The organism is Falsiporphyromonas endometrii (assembly GCF_042654485.1).
In the GTDB taxonomy this organism is placed as follows: Bacteria; Bacteroidota; Bacteroidia; order Bacteroidales; family Porphyromonadaceae; genus Porphyromonas; species Porphyromonas endometrii.
On the sequence record NZ_JBHSGO010000047.1, the window covers coordinates 1 to 21,971 of the forward strand.

Genomic DNA, 21,971 nt, shown 5'->3' on the forward strand with positions numbered 1-21,971 from the left:
GGGCGGACGCCAATCCCCCCGGTGTTTTTCATGCCCGCCTGACGGATGAACTAAACAATGAAAGGAAATGATTAATTTTGACTCAAAGATAAATCTCCTTTACACACTTTTTGGGATACTACCTAGAGACATCCAAAAAGATGAATTACAAGATCAAATAAACCGAAGTTAAAATTGGAGATTCTTTTCAGAAAACAAATACATTAGACAGCTTAACACAGCTTCAGATAAGGATAAAAGGATCATTGGTCTATTGAGATTGCCAATAAATATAAAAAAGCCCCTCAACAAAAGGGGCTTTTTTTATGTGAAATATTGAGAAGTATTTGATTTGTTTCCTAAGTTACTTTACGGGCTTACCTCCACCATCTCCACCTGATAGGTCATCATTGTTGATTGATCGTTCTGTTCTCTTCACTACGGAATCGAGATGACCAAAGTTGAATGTAATACCGATAGAGAATGTTCTTGCCAGATATCTTTGTTCCTGTATCTTCTCTGATATGGAAGTCGTGGTAGTCGTTCTACTTTTCCTATACTTGGTGAATGGACTTTGTACTGAAAAATCAATACTCCACAGATCATCATTGAAGCTCTTGGATACCATGTAGTTGTCCCAATAAGTCACTTTACCCTCTGTCTGCAATCCCTTTCCCGGACTATAGAAGCCACCATTTATTTCAAAGCTCCAATCTTTTGGAAGGTTAAAGTATAGTCCACTGTACAGATATGCATTGACAGATTTCACCTTGTCTTCTACCAAAGATGAGTTATACACAGAATAATTGACATTACCTCCCAAAAAATACCTCAGCCAAGACCATGGCGACCAACTTAGATAAGCATTGATCGCATACGATCTCGTCTTACCAATATTGTCATACTTATAGTGCTGCATATTTGAATTCTGATCATCCACTTTATAATAAGACTCAATCGCATTGTTTGAGAAAGTAAAACTTGGGGTAAGGTAGAGTTGAACCTTCGAAGTAAAAAGAGAATAGTTGAGAGTAATCGAATGTACCTTGGTTGGATTAAGATCCGGGTTACCTTCCGTAGTAAGATAAGGAGAAAGCACCGTAACGTAAGGATTAAGCTGCCCAATAGAAGGTCTTCTCACCCTAAATCCATAAGATAAGGTTAGCTGTTGAGACATACCGGGACGAAAAGAGAGTCTTACCTCCGGGATCCAATCGAAATGATTCTTTCTAAAGTTGGCGCTGTCCACCTTTTCATATTCCACCTTAGATCTCCCCCACTCTGCTCTAAGTCCGGCCTTAGCAGAAAAGCTTTTGAGCTTATATGTATAAGCCGAGTAAACTGTAAATATCTGATAGTACTGCTTAAACAGGGTATTGTTGAGAGGATTGGTTCCATTATCAATAGGTTTCCAATCATTTATTCCATAGTCAAACTCCTTATAAACAGGGTCTGAATGAGAAAGTCGATAGATATATTTTAGGCCTGATTCTATTTGATGTTTATCCTGAAGAGGCAAAACATAATCGAGCTGCATCGTATGCTCCTGCATATAAGCATCACTTTTGCCCCATGTTTTGTAATCCTTCCCATCCGGAAGCTCTCCTATACGAATCTGTTTGTCATCACTATTGTTAGGAGTATAATTTAGACGATAACTTGCGGTGAGCAATTCTCCTTCTCGCTTTGTACTATGCTGATAATCTAAACTCGTATTGACAGAGCCCATGACATTTGCGCTTTTATTCTTATTGAGCTTGCTTGACAAAAGAATGTCTTGCTTATAGTCATCAATCTTTGAATTTGAATTATTCTTAAAATAATATGGAGAAAAGCTTGAGCTAAGCGTTATTAGATTGAGTGTGTCTATTTCATAAGAAAGAAGTATGTTGCCAAAGCCTCCAAGGTACTTATTTTTTGACTCATAGTCTTGATGCAAGCGAGTATCAGCAACAAAGTTTTTGTAATCACTGACAGTGTACGAAGTGCCCTGTGAACCGGCATTTCCACTAAAAACAAGATTCATCCCAAACTTACCCTTCTTCATGGCAAGATATAGAGAGGAGGATAATGACAAAGGAAGTCCAAAGTCAAGAGAGACATTTCCCATAATACCGTCACCCGTAGTCTGATCTGTAACTATATTGATCACGGCATCAACCCCTTCGGAATCATATTTGACACCCGGCTCTGTAATCACCTCTACCTTCTTGACCGTTGAAGCGGGGATAGATTTGAGGATCATCTTGGGATCTTGATCCGCTATAGGCGATGGTTTTCCATTAAGAAGAATCTTATAACTCCCCGAGCCCTTAACCTGTATGTTGCCTTTACCATCGACTGTGACAAGAGGTACCTTCTTGAGCATCTCAAAAAGGTTCTTTTTCTTTGCCTCAGCATCTTCGTTCATCGCATAGCTCATGCGATCAATATCCATCTTAATCAAGGCTCTCTTATGTACAACTTTGAGTTCATCTAAGTTGGTCGATTCATCATCTTGCAAAAATATATCGGTCAGGTTTATCACCTTTTCTCCCTTTTCCGGATGGATAGTTCTTTTTTCAAACTTCTTTCCGACATAAGAAACATCTATATAATAGGTCTCTTTGTATGGAATAGAAATTCTAAAGAGGCCTCTTCCATCACAAACTTGACCATAGAGCTGCTCTTTTCCATCCTCAATAAATGACACACTCACCGTAGCGTAAGGTACTGCCTCATTGTCAGTTTTATCCATGACTGTACCGGTCACAACCACATTGCCCTTTGCATCTTGCGCATGACAAGATTGCTTTGGCAACAAACACAATACTGACAAGACCAATAAATGCAGAATTAATCGTTTCATAAGATATTCCCTTAATCGATTCAAAGTTAGAAATAATAATAGACAGGAGAAAGGTAAGGGCAATCTCAGAAAAGACTGCCCTTAAAGATATGTTACAAACCACCCTTACTCGTATCCAAATCATCGTTAACAATAGACCTTGACACCTGTTTGACTCTCGAATTCATCTTACCAAAACGATAACTTATACCCACTGAAACAGACCTTGCACGATTGGTGTTATAACCTATAATAGTGGAACTATCCGAATAAACATCTGTCCGTCTCGTTATATATTTTGTGAATGGCTGATTGATGCTAAGATTGATATTAAGTGCATCGTTGAAGAAGCTCTTGGAGATACTGTATGAGTCCCAAAAATTGAAGTCTTTCTTAGACGACAGATCTTCTGTTTGCTTGGAGAAGCCGGCATTTGCATAGATCATCCAATTATTAGGTAGTGTAAATGTAAGAGCTCCGTAGCCATAGCCTCCAAATGATTTGACCGAACGATGAAGCATATCGGAAGAGGTATGATTGTAACTTCCCGAAAGATTGAATTGACATGAAACCCACTTTGCCAAAGACCATGAAGCATATAATGATAGATTGGCTTCTCTCTCTTTGCCCAAATTTCCAAATGTCGCCGTTACTTTACTAATATCACTTTGACCATTCTTAACATACTGACTTATCATATCATTGGTAAACGAATAACTCGGATTGACACTCAGCATAAAGGTCGGCAAATTGAGTCTGTAAGTCAGCCCAACAGAGTGCATCTTGGATGGCTCCAAATCAGGATTTCCTACAATAGAAAAGACTTCACTCATCTGATCATAATAAGGATCGAGTTGATAAATAGAGGGCCTTCTTACCTTAAAATTGTAGTTTAAGATGACTTGTTGTGTCTGACCAATGTTGTAAGAGGCCCGTACTGAGGGTATCCAATCGAAATAATTCTTTGTGAGTTTAGAGCCTTCGGTTTGCAAATGCTTAACCTTTAGATTGCTCCATTCACCTCTGATACCTGCATTAAAAGAGAATCCTTTTCTACTATATGTATACACACCATAGACAGCAAAAATATCAAAAGAATGCCTCAATCTATCGATACTATGACTATTGTTTGGGACCCAAGCCTCTTTCGACTCATCATAATACGAATAGGATGGATCCGACTTGGAATATCTATTGATATATTTCGCACCCGTTTCGATCTTATTGACATTACAAAATGGCAATACATAATCAAGCTGAAAAGTATTGACTCCCATATGGGCATCACCTTTTTGACTAAAACGATTTGGAGTAGATGGGATATCGTAAACTCGTGAATTCTCCATATTGTTTGGTGTGTATTCAAACTGATAACTCATGGTTAGAAGTTCTCCTTTTCGCTTGGTACTATGCTGATAGTCAAGCGATACATTAGATCCTCCATATGTACTCTTTTGTACTTGATTCAGATCAATTACACTTTGATCCGAAGCCTCTTTGTGACTATTACTATAGCTGGTAAACTTTGCCTGACGTATCCGTCCCCCAAGCGTTACAAGATTGAGCGAATCAATCTCATAAGAGAGCAGCAGATTGCCCCAAAAGCTACTAACCTTCTGCTCCACCTTTGTCAATTCATGCGTCTTAAGTCCGGTCGATTTATCCATCACTTCCATATCAAGATCTAATCTATTCTCACTATTTCGAGGACTATAATTGCGACTTAGATTAAGGGTAACACCCAGCTTATTCTTCTTAAAAGCGAGGTTTATCGAATGGCCAAAATTCCATGGATAGCCTATATCGGTTGATACACTACCCACAAGTCCGTCACCCATCGATTGACTCGTAACAATGTTTATAATGGCGTCAACCCCTTCTGCATCATATTTGACTCCGGGATCGGTGATGACCTCTATCTTTTTGATTGTAGAGGCCGGAATAGATTTGAGGACTGTCTTAGGATCTTGCTCAATCATGGAGGAGGGCTTGCCGTTGAGATAAATCCTAAAATTGGAAGTCCCTCTTACCTGAATATTGCCCTGCGCATCAACTGTAACCATCGGGACTTTACGCATCATCGTCAGCAAGTCTTTGGTCCTTGCCTCCAAATCTTCACTCATATTGTATGCCAGTCGATCTATCTCCATCTTGATTATCGGCTTCTTGTGTACCACCTTGAGCTCCTCTAAGTTGGTCGATTCATCATCTTCCATCATTAGATTGCCAAGATCAAGCTTACCTCTTCCAATTTGGGGATGCACCTCAATTGGCCTAAACTTCTTGCCAACAAAACTAAGCTTGACAAGGTAAGTGTTTTTCAATGGAAGAGAAATCTTAAATGTTCCACCAGCATCGCAGACCTGACCATAAATCTCCTCTTTGTCTCCTTCAAGATAAGAAATTGAAACTGTGGCAAAAGGTATTGCCTTCATATCTTCTTTATCCATAACCTTGCCAATGATGATTTGCCTCTTCTCCATACTTTGTGCCTTAATGAAAGCAAATGGCATCAAAATCCACATTATTAAGACTATGATTGCTTGGTAAATGTGTTTCATAACAAAATATATTATCCCTAAGCTCTCCTTCCGGAAAGCCTTAAGCTGTTGTATTACAAGTTTTTAATTAATTACTATAGAGAGGTATAAAAACGGGCAAGTTGTTCAACCAACATGACCTTGGCCTTATCTCTGTTCTCTGTTTGACAGCTTGCCCGTTTTATCTATGTCCAAATTGCATTATTTCTGCTTTACGGCCACAGAGTTATTTAGTTTTAAGTTAGTCTTTTTTACCTTTACCTCAGCCTTTGATTCCTTAGCAATCGACTTAGGTTCTTTCATCTCTTCAATCAATTTTTTATTGATATCAACGGTGTCAATCGGATTTAGATTCTGAATTCTTAAATCATATACGTATGCCCCCGACCCCACATACTGCTCATTGGTATATTTTTTCATATTGGATACACCAAACTTTACTATTTGGCCTTTAGCCACATCAAAAGGTATCTGCATATAATGCCAACCATGCTCAAGATAGGTCTCCAACTGCTCCAAATCAGATATTTTCATCGAATCTTTGTTGATCGGATCAAGAAGGAAACGCTTCTTCTGACGGATAATTTCTCTTTCGGATATATTACCGGAGAGACATGGAGTAGTCACATCGATCAAACGCTTTGAGTCTACACTTATATAGACTGCATCTCCTCGATTGACCTTGTCGGTATATATCCATGCACTCAACATATATTTACCCGGTTCAAGCTGCTCTTCCTTATACAGGTCAAATACAAGAGGCTCTTTGGAATTCTTATCCTGTTCCAAAGACAGACATTCTATCGCCCTATCTCCAAAAGGGACATTTATATAATCGGTCAAATTATTACGATTAAAGTTTTCGAGCTTAGCGATGTGATATCCGTTGTCATTTAGATATTCATAATAATGCTGACTCATACTGACATCATCGTATACACAGGCATTCTCCCACAACTCGTCGCTATACCTCGTAATCTTACGACTACAAATAGATGTAAAAACAACAGCGGCCACAAAAGCCACTATCCAGCTGATAGATATGGTCCACTTTGATGCATAAGAGACCTCTTTGCTATTGGATTTGAAGCTCCTTACAAGGCTGACAAAAGGTATCAGAATAACAATAGCCCACGAAACGATAGCAAGGATAAACATCACAAGATTGGAAGGACTCAACAAAGCCTCTGCATAATACCCATCCATTCCAAACACTTCACGCATAGATGGTACAAGTGCCACTATCAGCATCAGAATACATCCAATAATAGCCATAATCCCACATACAAGAAGTATCACACAAAAGGCCTTAAATATGGCAATCAAAACAGATAAGACAGTCGTAATAAAACCTCTTGCTTTAGGCTCCACTTTGTTTCCGGCCATATAAGACTTTGCCGAATTGAAGCTCTCTACAATTTCCTCCCTTATGCTATCAACATTGACCGGCTTACCATACATACGAAGACGATCTTCCGGGGTGATAGCCTTGGGAACCAATATCCAAAGCAAAATGTAAACAATCGCAATAGATGACCATGAGAAGATCAATAGAATGACAAACAGAAGTCTAAAAACAATTGGATCTTCGATACCAAAATAATGGCTCAGCCCGGACAAAACACCACCGAGCATACAATCTTTGGGATCTCTATAAAGACGCTTGCCCAAAGTGGTATCACCCCAAGGTTGAGACTTGCTCTCATCTTCGGTCGATGCTCGATCAGATCCATCAACATCCTCATCCATCATTTCTTCCGGGTTACCTACACGCTTGATAATATCTTCGACATGCTCTATCGTAATGGCGTCTACTCCGGTATTCTTAATCTCGCTTAGCAACTCTGCCACACGATATTCGATATCATTGGCAATCTCTTCGCCACCCTCCTGTAAAGAAAAATAACGATGCATATTCTTTTGATAATTTTCCAATAGCTCATAAGCATCTTCATCTATATTGTATAGCGTGCCAAAGAGATTGATGGTAATATTCTTTTTCATAATCTTTTGTTGTTAATAATCTTTACTCGGGTGAATTATCTCTTTTTAGAATCTCAACGGTGTTGGATAGCTCACGCCAAGTGTCATCCAACTCCTTCAATGCCAACTCACCATCAGATGAGAGCTTATAATACTTGCGAGGAGGACCTTGGGTCGATTCGACCCATTCGTAATCCAATATGCCATCCTTTTTGAGCCGTGATAGCAAAGGATAAAGAGTACCCTCCACCACGATCAGCTCAGCTTGCTTAAGGTGCTCGATAATGTCGGAAGTGTACTTAGGCTCCTCCTGCAACAGAAGCAACACACAGTACTCAAGCATTCCCTTTCGCATCTGTGATTTTACATTGTCTATATTCATAACAAATCTTGTGTTAGAATGTCAAACATCAATTATAAATAGAATTGAAAACATACCTTACTTCAGATCATATCAACCGGTCTTGCAAATCCGATAAGTAGATATTCATTTCTCATCTACACCACAAATGTAGACAAATTATAGTACTATGCAATACAAGGTAGTGTATTTTATTTAGTACTAACTAATCATACAGTACCTTATATAATTGTATATCAATATAATATAGATTATAAATATTTTGAAATATCTTTTAGTACGATGGTGTAGATTATTAGTTTATCACCTCAATAACCCCAATAAAAGTCTAATTATTGAAACATTAATCATCCATATTGCCCCTTAAACGAGGCTCAAATTATGTGATAGTATTGGTAATGGTAATGGAATGGATCATTTAATCAGATTGCACCTAATTGCAATACTACCTGCTTTTTAGTATCTTGGCACATAGTTAAATTAAAGAACCATGGAGATAATCATATCACTTACCATCCTTTTGATGATGATGTTGCTTGGGGCTCTATACCTCCAAGACAAAAGAGTATGCCCATTCGGTTCGAACCAATTTGCCATCTCGGCAAGGATCCAAATAAGCCCTTCAAATCTTCTGCTTCTGCCAGCTGTGAAGTTAGCAACAGAAGGCCTTTATTCGTTAAATATTATTACTCTATCTAATGCACCAAAAGGGGCTCAAACAAATCTTATTTCTATCGATATTAATACATTAGTGGATTAGGGGAATCTGACCCAATGCACACTTTGCCCGTTTTATTAGTACGAAACGGGCTTTTTTATGCGCTATTTTAACAAATAAGCTCGCGCGAGAAGCAATCTATTCTCGCGCGACTTTCGATCCGTTGTCGCGCGACCTTGACATGCAAAGTCGCGCTACTTCAGGTGCAACCTCGCGCGAGTATAGGTTCAAGGTCGCGCGAGAATGGATTGCTTCTCGCGCGACCTTACAAAAAAGGCGGCCTAAAGTCCATTTTTAAGCCGCCAATTTGTCCATAAAAAGTAGCATATACATATATTAACATTCAGATAGGACGGTTTCGTCCTATCGCTTTTATATTTTGTGGAGAATAAATCACCTCTTAGGTCAAAAAAGGGCTGTTGCCAGTCTCAAAAAGAGGAGATATAAATTTACACTATTTACCACAACAACCACAAAAAAAACACCCAAGCGAAGGCGTCCAACGACACACTCACTTGGGTGAAATCAACATCTATATCGTATCTACTAATCTCTATAAAAATTCGCTACAAAGATGGAGTTTAATGCTTGTTATATCGGGGTAAATTGGAAATAATGATAGCCGATAATATTGCCAAAACACCTACAATCTGCAAAGGTGAGACATACTCACTCAATACAATGGAAGATGCAATCACCGCTACCGGCAACTCTGCAGCACCAAGAATGGAGCCCAACGAAACTCCTGTCATCGGTACCCCTTTTGAGAATAAGAATGGAGGAATCACAGTACCAAACACAGCCAAAGCAAATCCCCAAGGGAAAAGACCACCATAGAAGATTTTACTAAACAATGTAATTGGTGGAAACAATATGAATGTAATGGCACAAGCACCTGTAATCATCAGTGCACTCTTATGCACCACTGCATAATCATTGCCTACCCTTCCACTTGTAATAATGAAAATAGAATAAGACAAAGCGGCCAACAAACCGTACACAAATCCCATCGGCTCAATTTGTATATGTCCCTCAAAGAGACCTGCAGCCAAAACTGTACCCGCCAAAACAATAACCATGGCAAGCACCTGAATCTTTGACGGAGACTTCTTAAAGACAAGACGCTCAATCAAAATTGAGATCCAGACATTCTGCATAAGCAAAATAATTGCTACGGAAGCCGGTATTAAACTGACACATTTGTAGTAAAAAATACCTACAAGACCTGTGAATATGCCTGCAACAAGAATTTTCCAAGCAGGACTTTTCTTCTTAGATACAATGGTTTCGGAGTCATCACACTGTTTTTTCTTCTTTAGTCTGCCAATCAGATAGAAGAGCCACAATATGCTCATACCAAAAAATGTCTGACTTCCCGTCACATCACCCAGTTCGAAACCGTGAGAATAAGCTGTCTTCACGATTGTTGAGAGGATACCAAAACTGCATGCTCCCAAAAATACGAATGCACTACCTTTTAGTTTACTATTCATCTGTACAATAACTATAAGAGCGCAAAAGAAAAAGATCAAGATCAATGACCCTTATCTGAAGATCCAAGCGCTAAGCCTCTCATTAAACATAGATTATACTACACAGCTTAACTATCTATTCCATCTTTTGCTTTGCTCGTTAAACAAAAGCGACCGCAAAGATAAGGCGAAAAAAACAGACACACAAACAGCTGATCACCACATTTATATATACAAAAATAGAAGTGTAAAGAGAGTGCGAAAAACAAATGGTCTATGTCAATAAATGATAATAGACAAAGACCTGCCAAAGCCCCATAAGGATATGAATCGAATGATGCCTACCCTCTTAGTTTTTCAATCAAAACCTTAGCCATCACTTTGGAGCTGAATGGATTTTGTCCTGTGATAAGATTGCCATCTACCACAACTTTTGATGTCATTGGCAAAAGGGCTTTGAGATAATATGGTGTCTGCATCTTCAACTTTGCCTCTAAACTGAATGGCACAAAATTCTTTCGACGTGCCACTATCTCCTCAAACCAACTAAAGCCCGTAAGCTTTTTATCTTTTATCAGTGGTGTACCATCATGAAGAGTTACATGGATTAGACCTGACACACCATGGCAGATGGCAGCAACCAACCTACCCCGTTCATAGTGCCTTCTTATGATATACTGAAGAGCCTCGCAATTAGGAAAATCAAACATAGTGCCATGCCCTCCGGCCAAATAGATAAGGTCAAAATCTTTATCCTTCATTTCTTCCAATGGACGACTATGCAAAAGCTCTTGTCTAAAATCTTCATTCTGCCACAAACCTTTAGAGATACGATCCAACAGATATGACTTTAAGCTTTCGGGATCGATTGGGACATGACCTCCCTTAGGACCGGCAACAATGATTTGGAACCCTTCACACTTGGCAAGATGATACAAATGAGTCAATTCACTTAGCCAAAGACCTGTGTTAAGAGAAGTTTCTCCATAGGTTGGCGTATTGGTCACCACAGCTAAAATCTTTTTCATACACGCTTATAAATTTTGTCAAATGGGAAGCGAAATCTATCACCCCATATACCGGATTTATTTCTTATTCCACAACTTACCACCAAACCAATCTCACTGCCATGTGGCAAATGCAATATCTTCTTTAAGCGCCAACTATCAAAGCCACCTAAAGGACAAGTGTCATACCCCTTCTCCGCCATTGCAAGCATAAAGGTTTGGGCAACCATACCGCAACTTTGGTGTACAGACACTCGTCTATCACTTTCAGAAACTTGTCTGACAATCGGTCGAAACAATCCAACTGTCTGAGCCAAAACTTTTCTTACCATACCCAAAAGACCACCAAAACGGGCATAAATAAAAGGAATATACTTGCCATAATACATCTCCCATCGTTTTATCCTATGAGCCCATCGATCTTGTGGACTATTGCGCATAACATTCTCCTTCTCGAAATTCAAAAGAGTTTGAGCATTTTGTCGATAATAATCCTGTCGAGTAACAAATACTACAATCTGCTGAGCCGTAGTTGCGGCCCCTTGTCCCAAACAAGCATTTGCAACCTTATTCAACAGTTTTTTGTCTACAATATGGTAGACTTCGTACATCTGCATATTAGAGCTGGTCGGGGTTAGCTGTGCTAAACGAATACATTCGGCAACACTATCCGGATCTATACTCCTATCACTATAATTGCGAGTAGCTCGTCTAAATTCCAAAATATCTTTAAGCATAGTTCATCATTAACATATTGAATGTCATATATATATTAAAACACATTTTATTGCCATAATGTTTATGACGACAGGGAGAATGTATCTCCGCCAAAACAGTCCGCAAGACAACCATACCCATCCGTCTCAAACTTGTAAGCTATTCATTAGAAATGATAAAAGAATTAACTTTGCTAAAATTATATAGAAAGGCTCTGTACGCCACTTTGTTATATTATTAAGACAAATAAAAACCCCTTTGTCGGCTGTACGAGGTTAGAAAGATTTATTCATTATGATTAGAAAAAAATGCGTTAGGATATTAATCACCCTATCTATTGTCCTCTTTTGTGGTATCGTACAAGGTGCAGCAATGAGTGACAAATATCATAAACCAGAGTGCGACACACTTCATCGTAAAAAGATTGCACTTGTACTAAGTGGAGGCGGAGCCAAAGGTATGGCTCACATTGGTGTACTCAAAGTACTCGAAAAAGCAGGGATTCCCATTGATATTATTACCGGAACATCTATGGGAAGCATCGTGGGAGGGCTCTATGCAATCGGATATGACGCTGCTACATTGGACTCGCTTGTACAAGCTCAAGACTGGTCCTACTTATTGAGTGATCGCGAAAATAAATCTACGGCTTCTCTAACCGAACGCAAAAAGCAATACACATATTTACTTACAAAGCTTATCAATGTGGCCAATCGCAAAGGTGCCACAGCCGGACTCATAAAAGGTATCAACTTGGATAGGCTCTTCAAAAGACTTACAAGTCAGTACCAAGACAGCATAAGCTTTGACAACTTACCCATTCCTTTTGCTTGTGTTGCTACCAACATTATGAACAATGGAGAGGTCGATATTCGCAGTGGAAAGCTGGATGAGGCAATGCGAACGAGTATGTCAATTCCCGGAGCTTTCACTCCTATTGTCAAAGATTCGATGATGCTTGTTGACGGTGGTTTGAGAAACAACTTTCCGGTTGATCTCGCCAGAGCCATGGGTGCAGACATTGTTATTGGAGTCACCTTGGATGTGGATGAGAAGGGAATCTCCCAAATAAAAACAGGAGCTGATGTACTAAGCCAGATTGTAGATATAAACTGTAAAAACAAGTTTGACGAAAATCTTGCAGACACCGATATTCCTGTACGCGTAAACTGTCGCGGATATGGTACCATGAGTTTTAGTAAAGAAGCCATCGATTCACTCATATCAAGAGGAGAGGAAGCGGCAATGCTTCGATGGGACGACCTGCAGAAACTAAAGAAAGAACTTGGCATTACAGATGCTGATGTAAAGCACATTGAGAAACCCACAATCCTCAAAGAAGAGGATATAAAAATAAAAAATCCATTTATGGGGATCTTGGGTCTCAACTTGGGAGCACGATTCGACTTAGAAGAAAAAGCTTCCATTCAAATTAATGGCACTTATTCATTTGACACTCCAAAGTGTCCTACTAAGATCGAACTTACCACAAGACTTGGACAACGATTTATGGCACAGGTAGATGCGTCGATTGCTCCAATTCATTTTGGGAAATGCAGTTTATCCTACACCTTCCGAGACAACGACATATACATATACAACAGAGGGAAGCGAGATCATAATATTTCGTACGACCAGCATTCCATTGATTTCAGGCCCTTCATTTTTGATGTAAGAAACCTGCAGATCGAAATGGGAGGCTCATGGGACTATTTTCGCTTTACCAATGTTTTGAGTGGTAAACCTGCAGAAGAGCAAGCCGAAAAGATACAAGACCTTCACTATTTTTCTTATCGAATAAATGCCTCTTTCAATAGTGAAGACAATCCATTCTTTACAACCAAAGGGACGAAGTTTAATGCCGAATATGGATACTATACAGACAATCTTATCGGTTGGGAAGGCCACAGAGGGATAAACATTGTCAATGGGTGCTGGAGAACAACCTTCCCCTTTGGATACCATTTTGCCCTACAACCAATGTTATATGGAAGGATTGTCAGTGGCAAAAATGCACCCGCTATTTTGACCAATATGGTAGGGGGAGATGTATTTGGTCATTACCTCTATCAGCAAATGCCATTTGCCGGGATCAGCTATATCGAGCCCCTCAAAAAATCTTTTATGGCATTGAGGCTTAAATCACAAGGAAGAATCACCGGAAACAACTATGTGATGCTGGATCTTGCGATAGGAGACAGTTCCGAAAGTATAAAGGAGATATTCGACCGCAATCTCATGTTTGGTATACAAGCATCATACTACTACAATTCTGTAATAGGACCGGTAGGAGGATCCATAGGATGGAGCAACCACTCAAAGAAGCTCTTTATTAATTTTAATATTGGATTTTACTTCTAAGACACAAATGTGCGTAACAGAGATTGTCAATCATATTTTGCAAATAGAACACGGCTTCAAACACATCAATGAGGGAGCCGACAAGATAATCGAAACACTCTCCAAAGAGCATTGTTACCAACTTGCTATCAATATGTTTGATCATGAAGCTTATCAAGTAAGAATGTTGGCTACAGCTTTACTTGGAACACTTGCTTGCAACAATGGTGATGCGCTCAAATTGCTAAAAGAAAAAGTAGCCTGCGACAATAATTGGAGAGTACAGGAAATGCTTGCAAAAGCATTTGACAAAATATGCAAGATGAAAGGTTACGAACAAAGCCTTCCACTCATCGAAGAGTGGCTCAATAACAGCAACCCCAATGTCTGTCGAGCCGTAACAGAAGGACTGAGAATATGGACCAATCGCCCATTCTTCAATGATAACCCGTCAATAGCTATCTCATTAATTAGCCGACATAAAGGACATCAAAGTGATTATTTAAGAAAGTCGGTAGGAAACGCCTTATGCGATATCAGCAAAAAACATCTTGAATTGGTACGCAAGGAAACCGCTCAATGGGATTTGTCCAACCCTTCAATCCTATTTACGTATAAACTGGCAATGAAACATTGTAAACAGACTTGACATAGACATAAATGAATATTAAGGAACTGTCTCAATTTATAAAGCAAAAGAGCCTCAAACTACGGTTCTCAGATGATCTCTATATCACAAACTATAATAAACACATCTAAAATTTAAGCACATTATGAAAGCATACACTTATTTAGGGAACAGACAATTAGCTTTTGTTGAAAAGCCAAAACCCGCACTCATAGACGCTACCGACGCTATCGTAAAGGTTACAGTGAGTAGTATTTGCTCCAGCGACTTACACATTAAATATGGCAGTGTACCAAAAGCGGTACCGGGCATCACGCTGGGACACGAAATGGTGGGAATCGTAGAAGAGGTTGGAAATCAAGTCCACAATGTTAAAGTTGGAGACCGAGTTGTAGTCAATGTAGAGACTTTTTGCGGAGAATGCTATTACTGCAAACATGGATATGTCAACAATTGCAGTTCACCACAAGGTGGATGGGCATTGGGGTGTCGCATTGATGGAGGACAAACAGAATATGTAAGAGTGCCCCTTGCAAATCAAGGATTGACACCTATACCCCACAATGTGTCTGACATGGAAGCTCTGTTTGTTGGAGATATTCTGGCTACCGGCTATTGGGCCACCGATATAAGTGAAATTGGTTCGGAGGATAATGTACTTATCATCGGTGCCGGACCAACCGGAATATGCACCCTGCTATGCGTGATGCTCCAAAAGCCTCATAAAATTATTGTATGCGAACAATCGCCCCGGAGAAGAGACTTTATCCAACAACACTACCCCAATGTCATCGTTACAGATCCACAGAATTGCAAAGATTGTATATCAAAACATTGCGAACGGGAAGGGGCAGACCGTGTCATAGAAGTAGCCGGCAGTGAGCAGACATTCCAACTTGCATGGCAATGTGCAAGGCCCAATGCCATTGTCACAATCGTAGCTCTGTATGACAAACCTCAAATGTTGCCTCTACCGGATATGTATGGCAAAAACCTCACCTTCAAAACCGGTGGAGTAGATGGATGCAACTGTGATAAGATTCTAAAACTCATTGAGGCCGGAAAAATTGACACTACTCCACTTATCACACATCATTTTAAACTGACAGAGATTGAGAAGGCTTACGACATCTTCGAAAACAAAAAGGATGGAGTCATCAAGGTGGCTATCAGCAATCCGTAAATAGTAGATTAGACCGGATTGATGCAAATAGATGTATGATTTTGGAAGCAAACTTCTAAAATCATAGCGGGATATATGACTTCATCTAAAGAGCAAATGAGATAAAAAACGAAGCCTAAAGACAGATTTGTAAAAACCATTTACAAAAAATATCGATACAACAAAAAGACAGACAAACAGGCTCGTCAAACATCACTTCAGAGTATTATTAATAACACTTTGAGAATTTTTAAGCTCATCTAAAATCAAAATGAAATTCATAGCTTCACGGTCTCTCATATAAATGCTCTCAATAACTCTATAGACTTAGTATATTTTATAAAAAAGTCAATTCCTTTACATTTGCGACATACTCAAAAGATAGGCTTACCTCATGTAGTAAATGTATATAGTACCTATCGGCAGGTTGTTTTATTGTACTGTTAGTTTATACTGATTTAGGAATAGACTTTTGCACTTGGAAGCTATTAGAAAACTTCATTATTTATTCTATTGGGACGATCAAAAATAGCTTCTTGATCTATATTATTAGATTTACCGGTAGTTGGTGAAACATTCTCGAAACAATCATATTCTTGCGTCGAGAAGATCATATTGCATTATGTTAGAAAGTCTCTATACTCTATGCGTTTAACATCGGCATGAGGTTAAGCTTATCTCATTTTAATTATTCAAATCATTATTTTATGAGAAAGTTTATTATTCTATTTACTTCTTTGACATTGTTATTAACCTTTATGCCAAAAGCGAAGTCGCAAATCAAGGATGTCTCTTTTACCGTTTCACCTACTATCGGATACACATGGTGGAACAACAATCTTAATCTTGGAAACAACCCATCATGGGGTATAAGAGCAGGTTTTGGATTTGGACCACTCATCGAACTAAGAGGTACATACGAAAGATCCTTCAACTTAAAAAGCAAACTGCAAAACTCAGACTGGAACTTCTTAAACAATTTCGCAGACAATTTTGAAGATACCAATGTAAATATAGATAAATGGGGTGCTGAGTTGAAGCTAAATCTTTGGTCCGGAACCCTTTTTACTGCATACTTGACAGCCGGATCGGGTGTAATGCATTTTGACTTCACCAATCTCAAAGATTCAAACGGCAAATCATTTAAGGACGACCAACTTTACGGAGCTGTAGGGTTGGGTGGAAGATTTGGTCTAAGTCAAAGAGCATTTTTATCTTTCGAATTGAAAGACCTTATGTTTAAGCCCAATGAACCAAAGCCTTATCTCACTCAAGGAGCAAACTATAACAAGGTCCTCCAAAACTGGGCAGCAACAGCCTCTTTAGACTTCTATTTGGGAGGCTACAAAGACAAAGGCCAAGATGAAGTAAGCAAAGCATACAGAGATGTTTTTTCAGATGGATTCAAGGGCATGAAATTCGTTATCGAACCGACATTGACCTATTGGACATTTGACGACGAGTCGAGCTTCAGAAATCAAGTCTTTGAAGGTGGAGCCGTAGGTGTTGACTTCACATCTCTCTTCGGTATCAGAGCCTTTTATTATCAAGCAACCAAAGAGGCCAACAAACCAAGTCTTAATTTCAACAAAGACCTTCGTGTATATGGAGGAAACCTTATTGCAAGATTAAACAATTCAAAAGGTGTAAACCCATACCTCAACCTTGGTGCAGGATACATTGATGTAAATTCGGAAAAGTATATACAACGAAGTGGCATGGATAAGGCCAAAAGTGGATGGTTTTTGCTTGGTGGAGCAGGCCTTGAATTTGCCATCAATCCATATATTATGATTTTTGGTAATATCAATGCAACACTGAATGAACAACAAAATGAGTTAGACAAAATAACCAAGCCTTCTTCTCTCAAAGTGGGCATGATGTATCAGGGAGGTCTTAGATTTAACATCGGGTCAAAAGCAAACGGCTATAAGGTGCACAAAAAACTTGTAGACAAAGCAGTCCAAGAACAATATCAAACCGATATGGATGAAATCAATGAGATGAGATCGGAATATAATCGCAAGATAGAAGATCTAAATGCTCAACTTGCCCAAGCGGCTGCTCGTAGAGATACAGTCGAAGTGACCAAACTTGTCGTAAAGAAACAACATTTCGATCAGCTTCAAAACAGACTGGACAGCCTTGAAACACAAATGGACAACCTGAGACTAAAAAGGCTTATGACAGAAAGAGAGGGGCAAGTAGGCAACAGCATACAAAATATTTCGGATAGCATATCCGGTCAAAAGATGGTATACCTTACTAAAGCTCAATTTGAGAACTTGGTTAAGAAAGTTGTTACTTCTATCGAACAAAAAGACAATACCATCACTACAATAAGCAACTTGGACAATACAACACTGTCTGATCTTGACAAACTTCTTCTGATCAATGCTATGAGCCGCTCAGGACAATATATGTATCCTCAACAATACTCATTGCCTTTGCCCAATCAAGATGTAAATACCAATGCCGGTAACCAGAATGACGAGCTACTCAAAAAGATCGACAACGTCATCGAAAAACTGGATAAAACAATCAATATTCAGCGCGAACAAATCTCTGCAACAAAAGAGCAACTGACAGCGACCGAGCAAGCAGCTGCAAACAACAACATACAGGCTGCAGTCAATGCGGCTCTCAATGCTGCCTCACAAAAAGCTGCTCTTCAGCCAACCACTGTTTCTTACCAACCAAATATTGCCCCTGCTACAGATGCATTAACAGCTTCAAGAGAGATGAATAGAAACTCATTCCTCAAACTTAATCGTCTATACGCATTTACCGGATTCAATTTTGGTCAGGCTTGGAACTGGAATATTGGTGTCAGATCAAATTTGCAGATAAGCAATACAAACTTTGACTTTGTTCCGGAGATCTATGTAGGACTTGGAAAAAAGAATGGATATGGAATCTCTACAAATGTCATATACAACTTCGATTACCCAAGCATGAAGATTGTTCCTTATGCCGGACTTGGACTTGGACTATTTAGTGCTAATCACAATGTAAACTTCGGACCTAATATTCTATTGGGACTAAGTGTGAGAAGTATCCTCAATGGTAACCTGTACCTCGATTACTCTTCACACAATCTATTCAAAAACAATCAGTTCTCAATCGGATACCGTTTTGTATTTTAAGAAGGGACATAAATGATGATTAAACGAATAATTATGAAATCAGCTCTCATGCTGGCACTATTAGCCGGTATGGGGGCTAAACTCCCGGCACAAAATACGCCACATGAAGACTCCATTATCGTTATCTCAGAAGATGATCTGATCAAAGATCTATCGAATGCAGTGATGCAATATCAAAAAAGTCGCAATCAGACATTTCAGATAAATGGAATTAAGCTGACACCCAATGATATGAGGTTAATAAAACTACAGATGTTGCTCAACAGTCTTGGGACATTTGATAGACCCCAACAACCTCAAACAGTATATGTAGGTAAAGATCAAAATGGCAATGATCTTTATACCATTCCTCAGCCTCAAAGCTACAGTAGGCCCAATGTTCCACTGGTGTATCCTCAGAGTGGATCTACATATATACCTGTTCCCCAAGGTCAGACAAGGACCGTAGTAGTCCCAAACCCTGTTGGAGGAGCCCTTCAAAGCGGTATAGCATTAGCCGCAACGGACCAAACAGACAAAGAAATCGAAAGTCTAAGAAATAGGCTCAACCTTTTGGAGGCCGTCAAAAGAAATCAATTGGCAGGAAATAATAATGTACATCAACTTAATCCGCAATTGATTGATGGTCAAGTAAACTTTCCTCAATCGGATATTGTCGTTATCAACAACGAAAGATTAGCCCCCTACTTCAAAAGACAAGTATTCTTTAGACAAGGCTCAAACATCTTGGACAACAGGTCTAAAGAGACTCTTGATGAAGTGATCAAACTTCTCAAAGAAGATGAGATGTCTACCCTTATCCTAACGGGATACGCATCGCCTGAAGGGGCAAAGAAATTCAATATAGAGCTCACGGAAAGAAGATCAAAAGCCGTAAGACAATATCTATCCAACAATGGAATTACCTCGGATAGATTAAGGATAGGAGACGGCAATATTGATCATACAGCAGGCATACCAACCGTAGCCAGAAGAGTTGACTTGACAGTGGCAAGAAAATTATAAAGAAAAAATTATTTGACTTGGACTGTATAACTATTTGAGTTAAATCAACTCAACAAAACAGATAATAAAAGAGACTGTGTCAAAATATGGAATTGTGAAAAGTTCTTTTCTAATCGATAGTCACAGTCCTTTTACCAAATAAAAGTAATCGCTATCATTGAGTTTTTTAGCTCTTTGATAGCGATTATTCTTACAAATGATAGTTGATTTGATACAAATGTATGACACAACCCCATTCTGAATGCCGAATCAAATAGGTTTTATTCTCTTAAGATCTTCCAAAGAATGCGCCACAGGCACAAGCGCTTCACTAATATGATATAATTGGTTTCGGTCAAGTAGATAAATGCACCCCCCTTCAACCTCAACTTCATACGCTTCTTCCTTTTGCGTAAGTTTCAAATATACTTATAGATTTATATCAATCGCACTATACAACACTCTCTGCTGTCTATTGTACCCAAATATATAGATAAAAGAGGACAGCATTTATGGATGCTATTATAAACTGATTTCTACATCTGACCAAAGAATATGACAGCTATCGGAAGCCACAGCCAAGGTTATAATAAGGCAAAACATAAAGGCTGCTCTTAAGTATTAAATCATCAGATTTCCCACCCTAATATTTTAAAAAGATTTCAAGTTTGGACAACATTATCCCATCAGACATTTATAAGCTTGATCCTTTACAGGTTTTCATAAGAACTATTTGAGCCTCGATGCCTGTTTGTAATACTCATCTTTAACTGATTGCAATAACAATATCAACCCAAGACAATCGTTCCATCGGGACCAAATAGCTTCATACATATAAGCAATTTATAAAAAGACATTAAGGTTAATGGTCATTATGGCGATGGAAAATAATTGTAAGGATATTGGACAATAATTGGATAAGCAAAAAAATAAGTAAATATATCCACCATGTAAAACCACTACCATACCGACTATCAAAGATCAATAGATAGAGTAATGGAAGCGAAAAGAAACAAAATAACAGAAACTTAAATGCCCCCAAACGAGCACTTATTTTAAAAAAGATATATCCGATAGTAAGCAAGTCCAATAAGAAAGCAATGCAAATAACAATAGTGTCAATCATAAATCTAAGACAAAGGAATGAATAAATAGGCTGTTTGTATCACTTGAAAAGAAAATATATGAGTCTGTGATTATGAATTTGGTTCTTAACTGCAGTCGCTCAATACGCTCTGCTCCTTCATTCAATACTAAATCTGTTCAAAACAAATGAACCAACATATAACTCCTAATACCTTTTTTACTCTTTATACTTCATAAACAGCCATAAAAAAGGGTCCTCCAAAAGAGAGACCCTTCAATACTTCAAATAAAGAATAGAGCATTATAGTTCTAAACCAGAACCCGGTTTGAACTTAGCCACCTTCTTAGCAGGGATTGTGATAGGCTGCTTATTTGATGGGTTAATACCCTTTCTTTCAGCCTTATGAACCACTGAAAATGTGCCAAAGCCAAGCAATGCAACCTTATCATCTTTCTGTAGTGCTTCTACTACTACTTCTTGGAATGCGTTAACAGCTTTCTGAGCGTCAACTTTTGTCATGCCGGTCTTCTCGGCAACAGCGGCAATAAATTCTGATTTATTCATACTTATACCATTAAATATGTTAGACAATTATAATAATTCTAAAAACAACAAACCACCTATTAGATCAATAGAAGTTAGACCAATAGTCCAATTAGAGCTATAACTATCAATAAGTAGTCACCCCAAAATTACATATATTTTTGTTCTATACAAGTGATTCAGTTACTTTTTTATCAATAAATCAAATATTTACTTGTTTTTAGTGATAAAAACCCTCATAAAACTTGTCTTTGTCACTTACGAACAGCATCAAAAACTATCAATATGTAATAAATAGAAGGACATTAGTGCATAAATAGCAAGTAAGAATATCATTGTGACATAATAAGTACAATAGTTCGTTAAAAAATATCCAAGCCTAAGCGGCTCTGGCAGTAAATAAAATGAGTTCTTTGAAAAGTTTGTCAATAACTTGCGGGTCTGGGCTAATCCCAAACACGCAAATAAATCGTTCAA

Annotated in this window: 14 protein-coding genes and 1 pseudogene; 6 read left to right on the top strand and 9 right to left on the bottom strand. The window is 38.7% G+C overall.

The annotated features are described in order from the left end of the window. Window positions 1–343: 343 nt before the first annotated feature. The 4 genes from ACFO3G_RS02735 to ACFO3G_RS02750 all read right to left on the bottom strand — a co-directional run bounded on the left by ACFO3G_RS02735 (window position 344) and on the right by ACFO3G_RS02750 (window position 7,711). The gene (locus ACFO3G_RS02735) at window positions 344–2,827 is read right to left on the bottom strand and encodes a TonB-dependent receptor domain-containing protein (protein WP_380077769.1); all 2,484 of its coding nucleotides are present in this window, start codon (window positions 2,825–2,827) and stop codon (window positions 344–346) included. Window positions 2,828–2,919: 92 nt separating this feature from the next. Further along, window positions 2,920–5,289: a TonB-dependent receptor gene (locus ACFO3G_RS02740; RefSeq protein WP_380077771.1), complete on the bottom strand. Its 2,370-nt coding sequence runs from the start codon at window positions 5,287–5,289 to the stop codon at window positions 2,920–2,922. 258 nt (window positions 5,290–5,547) lie between these two features. Continuing rightward, a complete protein-coding gene (locus ACFO3G_RS02745; RefSeq protein WP_380077773.1) occupies window positions 5,548–7,350 on the bottom strand; it encodes a PspC domain-containing protein in 1,803 nt (600 codons plus the stop codon). Between the two features lie 22 nt (window positions 7,351–7,372). Next, window positions 7,373–7,711 (bottom strand): PadR family transcriptional regulator, encoded by a 339-nt coding sequence (locus ACFO3G_RS02750; protein WP_380077775.1) that lies wholly within the window; start codon window positions 7,709–7,711, stop codon window positions 7,373–7,375. Between the two features lie 469 nt (window positions 7,712–8,180). Here ACFO3G_RS02750 and ACFO3G_RS02755 point away from each other — a divergent pair, with 469 nt between their 5' ends. Then, complete coding sequence (locus ACFO3G_RS02755) at window positions 8,181–8,450, top strand: hypothetical protein (protein ID WP_380077777.1); 270 nt, start codon at window positions 8,181–8,183, stop codon at window positions 8,448–8,450. A 539-nt stretch (window positions 8,451–8,989) separates the two neighbouring features. Here the strand turns inward: ACFO3G_RS02755 and ACFO3G_RS02760 are convergent. From ACFO3G_RS02760 to ACFO3G_RS02770, 3 genes are all read right to left on the bottom strand, one after another. Continuing rightward, window positions 8,990–9,901 (bottom strand): EamA family transporter, encoded by a 912-nt coding sequence (locus ACFO3G_RS02760; RefSeq protein ID WP_380077779.1) that lies wholly within the window; start codon window positions 9,899–9,901, stop codon window positions 8,990–8,992. Window positions 9,902–10,221: 320 nt separating this feature from the next. Continuing rightward, a complete protein-coding gene (locus ACFO3G_RS02765; RefSeq protein WP_380077781.1) occupies window positions 10,222–10,908 on the bottom strand; it encodes a type 1 glutamine amidotransferase domain-containing protein in 687 nt (228 codons plus the stop codon). Further along, window positions 10,905–11,624, bottom strand: a complete 720-nt coding sequence (locus ACFO3G_RS02770) for a nitroreductase family protein (RefSeq protein ID WP_380077783.1) — start codon at window positions 11,622–11,624, stop codon at window positions 10,905–10,907. The genes ACFO3G_RS02765 and ACFO3G_RS02770 overlap by 4 nt, the downstream gene beginning before the upstream one ends. Window positions 11,625–11,898: 274 nt before the next feature. Between ACFO3G_RS02770 and ACFO3G_RS02775 the strand changes: the two genes are divergently transcribed. The 5 genes from ACFO3G_RS02775 to ACFO3G_RS02795 all read left to right on the top strand — a co-directional run bounded on the left by ACFO3G_RS02775 (window position 11,899) and on the right by ACFO3G_RS02795 (window position 19,885). Then, window positions 11,899–13,965: a patatin-like phospholipase family protein gene (locus tag ACFO3G_RS02775; protein WP_380077785.1), complete on the top strand. Its 2,067-nt coding sequence runs from the start codon at window positions 11,899–11,901 to the stop codon at window positions 13,963–13,965. A 7-nt stretch (window positions 13,966–13,972) separates the two neighbouring features. Then, a complete protein-coding gene (locus ACFO3G_RS02780; protein ID WP_380077787.1) occupies window positions 13,973–14,593 on the top strand; it encodes a DNA alkylation repair protein in 621 nt (206 codons plus the stop codon). Between the two features lie 124 nt (window positions 14,594–14,717). After that, window positions 14,718–15,755 carry an alcohol dehydrogenase gene (locus tag ACFO3G_RS02785; protein WP_380077789.1) on the top strand — a complete coding sequence of 346 codons (1,038 nt, stop codon included), beginning with the start codon at window positions 14,718–14,720 and terminating at the stop codon, window positions 15,753–15,755. Window positions 15,756–16,441: 686 nt separating this feature from the next. Beyond that, window positions 16,442–18,880 (top strand): outer membrane beta-barrel protein, encoded by a 2,439-nt coding sequence (locus tag ACFO3G_RS02790; RefSeq protein WP_380077791.1) that lies wholly within the window; start codon window positions 16,442–16,444, stop codon window positions 18,878–18,880. Window positions 18,881–18,913: 33 nt separating this feature from the next. Beyond that, window positions 18,914–19,885: an OmpA family protein gene (locus tag ACFO3G_RS02795; RefSeq protein WP_380077793.1), complete on the top strand. Its 972-nt coding sequence runs from the start codon at window positions 18,914–18,916 to the stop codon at window positions 19,883–19,885. A gap of 1,366 nt (window positions 19,886–21,251) precedes the next feature. On the opposite strand, the gene ACFO3G_RS02800 is transcribed toward ACFO3G_RS02795, so the two are convergent. Then, window positions 21,252–21,521, bottom strand: a complete 270-nt coding sequence (locus ACFO3G_RS02800) for an HU family DNA-binding protein (protein ID WP_380077795.1) — start codon at window positions 21,519–21,521, stop codon at window positions 21,252–21,254. A gap of 352 nt (window positions 21,522–21,873) precedes the next feature. Further along, a pseudogene (locus ACFO3G_RS02805) lies at window positions 21,874–21,971 on the bottom strand (transposase); the annotation flags it as partial.

Bases quoted from the DNA above. Each gene is read 5' to 3' on its own strand.
- ACFO3G_RS02760 (WP_380077779.1), bottom strand. From the start codon at position 9,901: ATGAATAGTAAACTAAAAGGTAGTGCATTCGTATTTTTGGGAGCATGC.
- ACFO3G_RS02745 (WP_380077773.1), bottom strand. From the start codon at position 7,350: ATGAAAAAGAATATTACCATCAATCTCTTTGGCACGCTATACAATATA.
- ACFO3G_RS02765 (WP_380077781.1), bottom strand. From the start codon at position 10,908: ATGAAAAAGATTTTAGCTGTGGTGACCAATACGCCAACCTATGGAGAA.
- ACFO3G_RS02775 (WP_380077785.1), top strand. From the start codon at position 11,899: ATGATTAGAAAAAAATGCGTTAGGATATTAATCACCCTATCTATTGTC.
- ACFO3G_RS02755 (WP_380077777.1), top strand. From the start codon at position 8,181: ATGGAGATAATCATATCACTTACCATCCTTTTGATGATGATGTTGCTT.
- ACFO3G_RS02790 (WP_380077791.1), top strand. From the start codon at position 16,442: ATGAGAAAGTTTATTATTCTATTTACTTCTTTGACATTGTTATTAACC.
- ACFO3G_RS02750 (WP_380077775.1), bottom strand. From the start codon at position 7,711: ATGAATATAGACAATGTAAAATCACAGATGCGAAAGGGAATGCTTGAG.
- ACFO3G_RS02740 (WP_380077771.1), bottom strand. From the start codon at position 5,289: ATGGAGAAGAGGCAAATCATCATTGGCAAGGTTATGGATAAAGAAGAT.
- ACFO3G_RS02795 (WP_380077793.1), top strand. From the start codon at position 18,914: ATGAAATCAGCTCTCATGCTGGCACTATTAGCCGGTATGGGGGCTAAA.
- ACFO3G_RS02770 (WP_380077783.1), bottom strand. From the start codon at position 11,624: ATGCTTAAAGATATTTTGGAATTTAGACGAGCTACTCGCAATTATAGT.
- ACFO3G_RS02785 (WP_380077789.1), top strand. From the start codon at position 14,718: ATGAAAGCATACACTTATTTAGGGAACAGACAATTAGCTTTTGTTGAA.
- ACFO3G_RS02735 (WP_380077769.1), bottom strand. From the start codon at position 2,827: ATGAAACGATTAATTCTGCATTTATTGGTCTTGTCAGTATTGTGTTTG.
- ACFO3G_RS02780 (WP_380077787.1), top strand. From the start codon at position 13,973: ATGTGCGTAACAGAGATTGTCAATCATATTTTGCAAATAGAACACGGC.